This is a genomic window from Actinoplanes sp. NPDC051470 (assembly GCF_040682035.1).
GTDB lineage: Bacteria > Actinomycetota > Actinomycetes > Mycobacteriales > Micromonosporaceae > Actinoplanes.
Genome location: NZ_JBFBAA010000002.1, coordinates 427180 through 438045 on the forward strand (window position 1 = coordinate 427180; position 10866 = coordinate 438045).

At 69.9% G+C, this 10866-nt stretch carries 10 protein-coding genes; 5 read left to right on the plus strand and 5 right to left on the minus strand.

Features of this window, described 5'->3' with window-relative positions; all coding sequences use genetic code 11:
• The first annotated feature begins 200 nt into the window (after window positions 1-200).
• Window positions 201-575, plus strand: a complete 375-nt coding sequence (locus tag AB0M54_RS07095) for a hypothetical protein (RefSeq protein ID WP_364320454.1) — start codon at window positions 201-203, stop codon at window positions 573-575.
• 57 nt (window positions 576-632) lie between these two features.
• Here the strand turns inward: AB0M54_RS07095 and AB0M54_RS07100 are convergent, their stop codons facing one another.
• The 5 genes from AB0M54_RS07100 to AB0M54_RS07120 are packed head-to-tail and all read right to left on the minus strand — an operon-like array spanning window position 633 to window position 5386.
• On the minus strand, window positions 633-1691 hold the full coding sequence (locus tag AB0M54_RS07100; protein ID WP_364469668.1) for a Gfo/Idh/MocA family oxidoreductase: 1059 nt from the start codon (window positions 1689-1691) through the stop codon (window positions 633-635).
• Complete coding sequence (locus AB0M54_RS07105) at window positions 1684-2460, minus strand: ThuA domain-containing protein (protein WP_364320459.1); 777 nt, start codon at window positions 2458-2460, stop codon at window positions 1684-1686. The genes AB0M54_RS07100 and AB0M54_RS07105 overlap by 8 nt, the downstream gene beginning before the upstream one ends.
• Window positions 2461-2469: 9 nt before the next feature.
• Window positions 2470-3273 (minus strand): carbohydrate ABC transporter permease, encoded by an 804-nt coding sequence (locus AB0M54_RS07110; protein ID WP_364320460.1) that lies wholly within the window; start codon window positions 3271-3273, stop codon window positions 2470-2472.
• Between the two features lie 8 nt (window positions 3274-3281).
• Window positions 3282-4163 (minus strand): sugar ABC transporter permease, encoded by an 882-nt coding sequence (locus tag AB0M54_RS07115; protein ID WP_364469670.1) that lies wholly within the window; start codon window positions 4161-4163, stop codon window positions 3282-3284.
• Window positions 4163-5386 carry an extracellular solute-binding protein gene (locus tag AB0M54_RS07120; RefSeq protein WP_364320464.1) on the minus strand — a complete coding sequence of 408 codons (1224 nt, stop codon included), beginning with the start codon at window positions 5384-5386 and terminating at the stop codon, window positions 4163-4165. Before AB0M54_RS07120 ends, AB0M54_RS07115 begins: the two co-directional genes overlap by 1 nt.
• A 177-nt stretch (window positions 5387-5563) precedes the next feature.
• Between AB0M54_RS07120 and AB0M54_RS07125 the strand changes: the two genes are divergently transcribed.
• The 4 genes from AB0M54_RS07125 to AB0M54_RS07140 all read left to right on the plus strand — a co-directional run bounded on the left by AB0M54_RS07125 (window position 5564) and on the right by AB0M54_RS07140 (window position 10767).
• Window positions 5564-6583: a LacI family DNA-binding transcriptional regulator gene (locus AB0M54_RS07125; protein WP_364320466.1), complete on the plus strand. Its 1020-nt coding sequence runs from the start codon at window positions 5564-5566 to the stop codon at window positions 6581-6583.
• 63 nt (window positions 6584-6646) lie between these two features.
• Window positions 6647-7825, plus strand: coding sequence for a class I SAM-dependent methyltransferase (locus AB0M54_RS07130; protein WP_364320468.1), 1179 nt, complete (start codon window positions 6647-6649; stop codon window positions 7823-7825).
• Window positions 7825-10107 (plus strand): TIM-barrel domain-containing protein, encoded by a 2283-nt coding sequence (locus AB0M54_RS07135; RefSeq protein WP_364469672.1) that lies wholly within the window; start codon window positions 7825-7827, stop codon window positions 10105-10107. The genes AB0M54_RS07130 and AB0M54_RS07135 overlap by 1 nt, the downstream gene beginning before the upstream one ends.
• Before the next feature lie 390 nt (window positions 10108-10497).
• Window positions 10498-10767 (plus strand): hypothetical protein, encoded by a 270-nt coding sequence (locus AB0M54_RS07140; RefSeq protein ID WP_364320472.1) that lies wholly within the window; start codon window positions 10498-10500, stop codon window positions 10765-10767.
• Window positions 10768-10866 lie beyond the last annotated feature (99 nt).

Genomic DNA, 10866 nt, shown 5'->3' on the forward strand with positions numbered 1-10866 from the left:
CCCAGGCCCGGCGGCGGGCCTCAGCGCCCAGGCCCGGCGGCGGGCCCCAGCGCCCAGGCCCAGCGGCGGCGCTCGCCAAGGACCCGGCCCGACCCACCCGTGCCCGCTGCCATGACCACACGCTGACAGTTGCCTGTGGACGTCGTCGTGCACTGTGGAGGAACAGGGCTCGATGAATGTCTACCTCTCGGAGGTTGCTGGTGCGGATTCGACGGGCGGCATGGGGTGCGGCGCTCACGCTGACGATGGTCGCGGCGGGTTGTGGCAGCGGCCGGGACGCCGCCTCGGAGAAGGCCTGCAACGACGTCCAGGCGTTGCTCGGCGCGTATGACGCGCAGAAGGACACGGTGGTCGAGATCCGCGCGGTGCTGCTCGGGGCCATCGAGAAGAAGTTCCGTGAGGTGGCCGCCCCGGCCACCGGTGACGTCAAGACCTCGATCGTCGGCCTGGCCGACACCATCCAGCAGGCCAACCTCACGTCCGACAACAGCGTCACCACGCTGACGCCCAAGTTCCAGGAGTTCGAGCCCAAGTTCGCCACCGCCCGGGAGGATGTCGCCGCCGCCTGCGCGTGACGGTCGCCGGGCGGGCGGCCGGTCAGCGTTCGGCGGCGAGCCGGCCCGCGAGCCCGATCATGGCGAGGCCGCCGGTCGCCTCGAGGCCAGATCCGCGGCCGGTTCCTGGACGCGGTCGGTGGTGAGGATGTCGGCGATCGTGACCTTTCGGTGGTCGGTCGCGGAGCGGACGGCGGCCTCGACCATGGCCAGGCTGACGATGTTGCGGGCGGCCGCCGCGTCGGGGCGGGCGCCGGTGCGCAGGCACTGGACGAACTCGGCCAGCGAGCCGGCGATGCCCTCGGGCTCGTCGTCCAGGTCGGCGGTCAGGGTGGTGCCGTCGGCCAGCCGGGCGACCGGCGGGTGGTCGCCGTCCCAGGTGGCGGTGCCGTTGGCGCCGATCACCCGCCAGGCGCCGTTCCACGAGGTCTCCAGGCCGGGCGCGACCCAGCTGCCGCTGAAGGTGAACCGGGTGTGGTCGGCGAACACGAACGTCGCCTCGGCCGCGGCGTTGCCCGCGAACCAGCTCCAGGCCGGGTTGTAGGCGTCGCAGTTGACGGTGAGCGGGTCGGCGCCGGTCAGCAGGCGGGCCAGGTCGAACTGGTGTATCGCCATGTCGAGCAGCAGCGGGTCGGCCATCGTCTCGCGGAAGCCGCCGAACCGGGGCGCCTTGAAGAACTGGCAGTTCAGGGTGCCGAGCGGGCCGATCCGGGCGATCAGCCGGCGGAAGGCGGCGACCTGGGGGGAGTAGCGGCGCGACTGGGAGACCATCAGCAGGCGGCCGCTGCGTTCGGCGGCGTCGACCATCGACCGGGCCTCGGCCACGGTGGGGGCGAGCGGCTTCTCGCACAGCACCGGCAGCCCGGCGGCCAGGGCGGCGAGCGTGGTGTCCCGGTGCGCCTCGGGGATGGTCACGTTGATCATGGCGTCGGCGCGGGCCGCCGCCGCGATCTCGGTCAGGTCGGCGCCGACCGGGACGTCGGGGTAGCCGTGTTCGACCGCCGCGGTCTGGGCCAGCCCGGTGTCGAGGTCGACCAGGCCGGCCAGTTCCACGTCGGGGTTGGCCCGGATGGCGCCGAGCCAGGCCCGGCCCATCGAGCCGGCGCCGACCTGGAGCAGGCGAACGATGTCACTCATCGATCGGCCCGGTGTAGCCGTGCCCGGTGAAGAACTCGCCGGTGTTGTAGCGCAGCAGCGTCGGGATCTTCCGCTCCGGGAGGTCGGTGCGGACCCAGCTGACGCCGTTGGCGATCACCCGGCGTACGTCCTTGTGGTGGTAGACCGGGTATTCCTGATCGCCGGGGGAGAAGAAGAAGATCTTGCCGTGGCCGCGGCGGAACGTGCAGCCGGAACGGAACACCTCGCCGCCGCTGAAGGTGGACAGGAAGATCAGCTCGTCCGGGGCCGGGATGTCGAAGAACTCGCCGTACATCTCCTGCTCGGGGATGACGATCGGATGGGGTACGCCCTGGGCGATCGGATGCGTCGGGTTGACCGTCCACACCAGTTCGCGGTCGTGCTCGCCGCGCCACCGCAGCGTGCACGACGTACCCATCAGCTTTCCGAAGATCTTGGACCAGTGCCCGGAGTGCAGCACGACCAGGCCGAGGCCGGAGAGCACGTGCTGGTGCACGCGTTCGACCACCTCGTCGGCCACCTCGCCGTGGGCGGCGTGCCCCCACCAGACCAGCACGTCGGTGTCGGCCAGCACCTTCTCGGTCAGCCCGTGCTCCGGCTCGTCCAGCGTCGTGGTGGTGACCCGGGCCGCGTCGCCCAGGTTCTCCGAGATGCCCGCGGCGATCGTGGAGTGCATGCCGTCCGGGTAGATGTCGCGGACGTGCTGCTCGATCTGCTCGTGGCGGTTCTCGCCCCAGACGAGCACGCGCAGGGTTTGGTTGTCAGCCACAATGACCTCTCATTTGACCGAGCCGCCGGTTGCGCCGGCGGCGATGTAGCGCTGAGCGATGACCAGCAGGATGATCGCGGGGATGGAGGCGAGCATGGCGGTGGCCATGACCGCGTTCCACTGGGAGACGTTCGTACCCAGGTAGGTGAAGATGCCGAGGGTGACCGGCGTGATCTGGCCCTTGGTCGACATGGTCAGCGCGAACAGGAAGTCGCTCCACGCGAACAGGAACGCGAACAGGCCGACTGTGATCAGCGAGTTGCGGCTGATCGGCACCACGATGGACACGAACGAGCGGACCAGGCCGGCCCCGTCGACCCGTGCCGCCTCGACGATCGACGACGGGATGCTCATCATGAAAGACCTCATGATGAGTACGCCGAACGGGATCGCGTTGGCCGTGTTGGCGATGATCAGTCCCGGGATGCTGTTCAGCAGCCCGATGCTCTCGAAGAGCGTGTAGAGCGCGTTGGCGATCACGATGCCCGGGATCATCTGGCAGATCAGGATCGTCAGCAGCGCCCAGTTGATCCACCGGAAGCGGAACTGCGCCAGGGCGTACGCCGCGGGTGCGGCGATGATCAGCGAGACCACCACCGTGCCGGACGCCACGAGCAGGCTGGTGATCAGGTTCTGGCCCTGGTCGTGGATCGCCGTGACGTACCCGTCGAGGGTGGGGCTGCTCGGGAAGAGCGACTCGGGCAGCGCCCCGCCGTTGGGCAGCAGCGAGATGTTCAGCATCCAGTAGACCGGGAAGAGCATCAGGGCGAGCAGCACGATCGCGATCGCGGTGCGGAGCCGTTTCTTGACCATCACGCCCCCTACTCGTCGATCCGGCGCCGGTTGACGCGCAGGTAGACGACGGCGAAGACCAGCGAGATCACGATCAGGATGTTGCTGAGCGCCGCGCCCTGGCCGAACTTGAACGAGACGAACGAATGCTGGTACGACTGCAGCGCGATGGTCTGGGTCGCCTCGGCCGGCCCGCCCTTGGTCAGGCCGAGGATGATGTCCAGCACCTTGAGCGTGTAGATGACGCCCAGCATGAGCGTGATGCTGACCACCGCCCGCAGTTGCGGCCAGGTGATGTACCAGAAGGCCTTCCAGCCGCTCGCGCCGTCCAGCGCCCCGGCTTCGTACGGCTCGTCGGGAATGTCCTGCAGGCCGCTGTAGAGCAGGGTCAGGTTGAACGGGATGCCCAGCCAGATGTTCACCAGGATGACCGCCACCAGCGCCACGTCGGGCGAGGTGAGCCAGGGCACCGGCTGGTCGGCCAGGCCGAGCCCCTGCAGCACCACGTTGGCGATGCCGCTGTCCTGCTCCATGATCGCCCGCCAGGCCGCGCTGCCGACGATCAGCGGCAGGAGCCAGGGCAGGAGGAACAGGGCCCGGAGGACGCCGTTGAGCGGGAAGTTCTTCTTGAAGAACAGCGCCAGCAGCATGCCGAGGATGAACTGCCCGACGATCGAGCCCACCGTGAACAGGGCGGTGTTCAGCACGGCCTTGCTGAACACGTTCTCGTTGACGACGGCGACGTAGTTGTCCAGCCCGATCCAGTCGGCCCGGCCGGTGAAGAACGTCCGCAGGCCGTAGTCCTGGAAGCTCATCACCGCGTTCTTGACGACCGGGTAGCCGAACAGGAACACGATCGCCAAGGCGGCTGGTACGACGAACAAGACCTTGGCGATCGCCTCCTTCCGCATCAGCTCGCGCCCGCCTTGGCCATCGCGTCGGCCGGCGTCGCCTGTCCGGTCAGCACCTGCTGCATGCCGGTGTAGATGATCTTCGCCTGGTCGGGCCACTTGTCACCGAGCTTGCCGGTGCGCGACCGCGCGTTGGCGACCGGGTCGACGAAGCCGACCATGGTGGGGTTGTCGGCCTTGTACTTGTCGGCCAGGGCCAGCTTGGTCGGCACGATGCCGCCCTCCTTGGCCCGCTTGAGCTGGTTCTCGTCGGTGTTCATGCAGGCGACCAGCTCGGCCGCCTTCTTCATCTTGGCCTCGCTGGAGGTCAGCGGGACGGTCCACGCCTCGCCGCCGAGCGGCGCGGTCGAGGTCTGGCCGGCCTGGTTGACCGGGAACGGCACCACGCCGTAGTTGACCTTGGCCTTGACCAGCGCCGGGATCTGCCACGGGCCGTTCAGCATCATCGCCGCCTTCTTGGCGATGAACTGGTCGTTGACGTCGCCCTGGCTCCAGTTGATGACGCTCTTGGAGGCCGAGCCGGCGTCGACGAGGTCCTTCCAGAGCTGCAGCGCCTCAGCCACCTGCGGCGTCTTGAGCTGGGTCTCGTCGCCCCCGTTGGTCCACATCGGCGGCAGGAACTGCCAGGCGCCCTCGTAGTCGGCGGTGGCGTTGAACGCGAAGCCGTACTGGCTGCCCTTGGTCAGTTTCTTCGCCGCGGTCTTGAGCTCGTCCCAGGTCGTGGGGGGCTGCACGCCGGCGGCGGTGAGGATGTCCTTGTTGTAGAAGATCGCGATCGTGTTGGCGCCGGGCTGGAGCGCGTACAGCTTGTCCTGGTAGGTGGCCGCGGCGACCGGGCCCTTGGCGAACCCGTCGGCGTTGAGGCCGAAGTCGGAGAGCGGGGCCAGCGCGCCGGTGGCGGCGATCTGCTGGATGTCCGGGTTGTCGAGCATCAGCACGTCCGGCATCGTCTTGGAGGACGCCTGCTGGAGCACCTTCTGGATCAGGGTCGGGCCGGGCACCGACTGGTGGTCGACCTTCGCGACACCGATCGAGGTGCCGCAGGCGCTGAGCATGGCGCCGATCTCGCTCTTGTTGGGCTCGTCGTTGTAGTAGTCCAGCACAGTGAGGCTGTCGACCGCCGCCGAGTCGCCGCCGCCGCTGTCGTCCGAGCCGCCGCTGCAGGCGACCAGAGCCAGAGGTGCGAGCGTCACCAGGGCGGCGGCCGCTACGAAGCGCTTCATGACAACTGTTTCTCCCTCCGGTGAACCGGATAACCGGCGCACCGTTTTCAGTTAAGAAAGCTGTTCTTTTTGACGATGTGGTTAACCGGATCACCAGTGGTCTGGAGTGTGCCGCGTCACATTGGGCCTGTCAAGGCGCCTGGTGAACCGGATAACCGGTGCCGTATGCTGCTCGGCATGGCGGCAACGATTCGCGATGTGGCACGCGCCGCGGGCGTGTCGCCGGCGACCGTGTCCTACTTCCTCAACGACACCAAGCCGCTGACCCCCGACACCACGCAGCGGATCGAGCAGGCGATGGCCGAGCTCAGGTTCCGCCGCAACCCGGTCGCGCGCGCCCTGGCCAGCCGCCGGTCCCGGCTCATCGCGCTGGCCTACCCGTTCAGCGACCACCACGAGTCCCCGTCGGCGCGGCTCTTCATCATCGGCGCCGCCCGCACCGCCTCCGACCACGACTACCACCTGGTCGTGTGGCCGGTCGAGGACGACGGGCACGAGCTGGCCAAGCTGGCCGAGCAGGGCCTGGTCGACGGCATCCTGCTGATGGACGTGCGCACCGACGACCCGCGGGTCGACGTCCTCGGCGAGATCGGTGTCCCGGTCGCCCTGATCGGCCGCACCCGGGACGCCGAGACCCTGCCCCACGTCGACATCGACTTCGACGCCTCGGTGCGGCTCGCCTTCGACCATCTGCTCGGGCTCGGCCACCGCCGGATCGTCCTGGTCAACGGCGACCCGGCCCAGGGCAACCTCTACGGGTACGGCCCGTACGTGCGCACCGAGGCCGCGTACCGCACGATCATGGCCGAGTGGGGCCTCGAGGCGGCGGTGATGCTCTGCGGCCAGACCGTCAACGACGGCCGCGCCGCGGCCGGCCGGCTGCTGACCGACTTCCCGGACGCGACCGCCGTCCTGGTGATGAAGGAGCTGCCGGCCCCCGGCCTGACCGCCGAGCTGATCCAGCGCGGCCGGTCCGTGCCCGGCGACATCTCGGTCATGTCGATGTACAGCACGGTCAACGTGGCCGCGATGTCCACGCCCAACCTGACCACCGTCACGACGCCCGGCACCGAACTGGGCGCCCTGGGCGTCGAGGCCCTGCTGCGGCATCTCGAGGGCTTTCCGGTCAAACCGGTCCTCGCCACCGGCCGGCTTGTGATCGGCGCCTCAACCGGCCCCGTGGCCGAATCACGGTAGTGCGCGCGAGGCCCGGACTTCGTATGTTGATCAGGGTGTGCTTCGGTCGTCTGGAGGCCAGCAGTGAACCCTCAACGTTCGACATCCACGACATTGGCCGGCGTCTACGGCCGCCGCTACGACGAATACTTCCGTGACCGCACGCCGGTGCCGTTCGAGGTGGTGACCCGCGACGGGCGGACCCACTCGTTCGGCGGCGACCAACCGCTGTTCACCCTGGTCGCCCGGGACGAGCCCGGTCAGCGCGCGCTGGTCTCGCTCGACCAGCTCCAGGTCGCGCTGGCCTACCTCGGCGGGCACCTCGACGTCGAGGGCGACATCGCGGCCGCGCTGAGCGTCCGCAAGTTCTTCTCCGACCGGCACCCGATCGCCTTCCTCGGCCGGTGGATGCCGTCGCTGTGGCAGGGCCGCACCGGCCACGACCGGCGGACCATCTCCCAGCACTACGACCTCGACTCCGAGTTCTTCCTGACCTTCCTCGACAGCCGGCACCGCTGCTACACCCAGGGCGTGTTCGCCGCGGACGACGAGGCGCTGGAGGACGCGGTCACCCGCAAGCTCGACCTCGCCCTGGACGCGATCCAGGTCAAACCGGGCGACCGGGTGCTCGAGGTGGGCGGTGGCTGGGGCGCGTTCGCCGAGCACGCCGCCCGCCGCGGCATCGACGTGACCACGGTGACGCTGGCGGCCGAGTCGGAGCGGTACCTCAACGGGTTGTTCGCCCGCGAGCAGCTTCCGGTCACGGTCGTACGCGAGCACATTCTGCGGTACGCGTCGGCCGAGCCGTACGACGCGATCGTCAACATGGGTGTGACCGAGCACCTGCCCGACTACCGCGCCTCCCTGCGGGCGTACGCGCGCCTGCTGCGCCCCGGCGGCCGGGTCTACCTCGACGCGCTGGCCATGCGCAGCAAGTTCCACGTGTCGACGTTCTTCAAGCAGCACGTCTACCCGGGCCGGTCGGCGCCGCTGCTCCTGCACTCCTACCTGCGCCAGGTCGCCCACTCGCCGTTCGAGCTGCTCAACGTGCAGGACGACCGGCACAACTACTACCTGACCTGCCGGGCCTGGGCCGAGCGCCTGGACGCCCGGCGCGAGGAGATCACCGCCCGCTGGGGTGAGGAGCTGTACCGGCGGTTCCGGATCTTCCTGTGGGGCTCGGCGTCCGGCTTCGACACCCGGCTCGTCCAGGCGTACCGCTGGACCCTGCAACGCCTCCCGGCCCCCGGAACGGCGGTCTGATGCCCGGTCGCTTCGCGCTCACCGGGTCCCGTCCGACCGCCCGTCCCGAGTCGGTGCTGTCCGGGGACCACTGGCGGATCACCGTGCTGCTCGACGGCCTGCTGCGGCTGGAGTGGAGCGACGACGACGGCTTCGAGGACCGGGCGTCGACGTTCGCCGTCCACCGCGACCATCCGACCCCGGCGTTCACCGTGAACGAGTCGGACGAGCAGCTCGAGATCATCACCGAGCGGCTGCACCTGGCCTGGGACCGCCGGCCGTTCAGCCCGGCCGGGCTGTCGGTGCGGGTCCGCGGCGCGGTCAGCAAGCACCGGGCGACCTGGCGCTGGGGCACGGCACCGCGGACCCTCGGCGGCACCGGGCGGACGCTCGACGACGCCGACGGCGCCATCCCGCTGGCCGACGGCGTGGTGTCGCGGGACGGCGTCGCGGTGCTCGACGACAGCGAGTCGTTCCTGTTCACCGGCGACGGCTGGATCGACCGGCGGGTGTCCGGCCGGCGCGACGTCTACGTCTTCGCGTACGGCCACGACTATCCGGACGCGGTCCGGGCGCTCTACGCGGTGTCCGGGGCGCCGCCGGTCCTCCCGCGCTGGGCGCTGGGCAACTGGTGGAGCCGCTACCACGCGTACAGCGCCCCGGAATACCTCGAGCTGATGGACCGGTTCGAGGCCGAGCGGGCGCCGTTCTCGGTGGCCGTGCTCGACATGGACTGGCACCGGGTCGGGTCCGTCCCGCCGCGGTACGGCACCGGCTGGACCGGCTACAGCTGGGAGCCGACCCTGTTCCCCGACCCGGCGGCGTTCCTGGCCGAGCTCCACCGTCGCGGCCTGCGGGTGACGCTCAACCTGCATCCGCACGAGGGCGTCCAGCCCTTCGAGGACGCCTTCCCGGCGATGGCCGAGGCGATGGGCGCCGACCCGGCGGACGACGTCGGCGTGCCGTTCGACATCACCGACGAGCGCTTCGCCGAGGCGTACTTCGACGTTCTGCACCACCCGCTGGAGCAGCAGGGCGTGGACTTCTGGTGGATCGACTGGCAGCAGGGCCAGCTGTCCAACGTGCCCGGCGTCGATCCGCTGTGGATGCTCAACCACCTGCACTTCACCGACGCCACCAACAAGATCATTTTCTCCCGGTACGCCGGGCCGGGCAGCCACCGCTACCCGGTCGGCTTCAGCGGCGACACGATCATCACCTGGGACTCGCTGCGCTTCCAGCCCTACTTCACGGCCACCGCGTCCAACATCGGGTACGGCTGGTGGAGCCACGACATCGGCGGCCACCTCCTCGGCGTACGCGACGACCTGCTCACCGTCCGCTGGCTCCAGTACGGGGTCTTCTCGCCGATCAACCGGCTGCACTCGTCGTCCAACCCGTTCCTGCAGAAGGAGCCGTGGGCCTACCCACAACCGGCCCGCGACGCGTTCGGCGCGGCGCTGCGGTTCCGCCACCGGCTGGTCCCGTACCTGCACACCATGAACCACCGGGCGGCCCAGGGCGACCCGCTGGTCCGGCCGATGTACTGGGAACACCCGGCCGAGCCGGCCGCCTACGAGGTGCCCAACCAGTTCCTGTTCGGCGACTCGCTGCTGGTCGCGCCGATCACCGACCCCGACGACCCGACGACCCTGATGGGATCGACCCCGGTGTGGCTTCCGGAGGGCGTCTGGGCCGACATCTTCACCGGTACGGTCTACCGCGCGCACGCCGGCGGCCAGCACCTCCGGCTGCACCGCGACCAGCAGTCGATCCCGGTGCTGCTGCGGGCCGGCGCGGTGCTGCCCCTGGCGGCGGACGCTTCCACCCGCCCCGACACCAACCCGACGGCCTTCGAGCTGCTCCTGCTGCCCGGCGCCGACGGGGCCCGCGACCTCGTCGAGGACGACGGCGACCGCGTCTCCCGTACCCCCCTGATCTGGGACGACGCCGCACAGACCCTGACCGTCGGCCCCGCCTCCGACCCATCCGTGGTCCCCGCCCGCCGAACCTGGACCATCCGCGTCCTGGGCCCTTCCGGCGACGTCCTCACCCTGGAGGACGCCGCAACCGACACCGAACAACACATCCGGGTACGCCCCGGCCCCGCCCCGGACCGCCGCCCCGACCGGCTGTTCGACATCCTGGCCCGATCCCAGTGGCAACACGAGAGCAAACTCGCCGCCTGGACCATCCTCACCGCCGACGCCGACGACGTGCGCAAGCTCTCCGGCCTCCAGTCCCTGGACGTCCCCGAGCCCTTGCTCAGCGCTATGACCGAGGTTCTCGTCAGCGGTCCCTGAGCGGCCACCCCAGGATGCGGTCGAGATCGGTGAACCGGGAGCCGCGTCGACTGAACCTTCCTCGGCCACGCGCCGTTCTTGTCGCATGGACTCAAGCGTCGACCGGCATGCCGTTGTACTCGGGGCGAGCGTTGCCGGTCTGTTGGCCGCGCGCGTGCTTGCCGGCACTCATGAGCGGGTGACGGTCGTGGAACGTGACTCACTCGAGGGCGACACGCGCGACCGCAAGGGGGTGCCTCAGGCCCGCCATCTGCATTCGCTGCTTCCCCGGGGCGCGCAGGTGATCGGCGGGCTGTTCCCGGGACTGCTGGAACCCTCGCTGATGGGCGCGAGGGCGTCGCCCACCGCTTCTTCGCCGCGGCCGCCCGGTCCATCGAACCGGCGTGGCAGATGGCCGTCCGGTCCGACCGGGCGCAACTCGGTCTGCCGCGGTCGCCGGGTGAGCGGGTCGCCGGCGCCTACCTGAACCGCTTCCTGGTCGCGGCCGAGCACGATGACGTCGTGGTCAAGCAGTTCCACCGGGTCAGCTCTCTGGTGGACCCGCCGGCGACGCTGCTGAGGCCGCGGATCCTATGGCGCGTCCTGGCCGGCAACCTCCGCCGGGCCGCGCGGGACCCGCGGAGCCCGCTCGCCGCCCCGGCGGTGAACAGCCGGGGCTAGTCCGTGTCGCCTCTGGCGAGGTGGCCCGTTCCGGGCTGAAAATGGGTGTTGGTCGCTCGCTGACGTCGTGTCTCCTTGATCCGTACGAGGTCGTGGGCT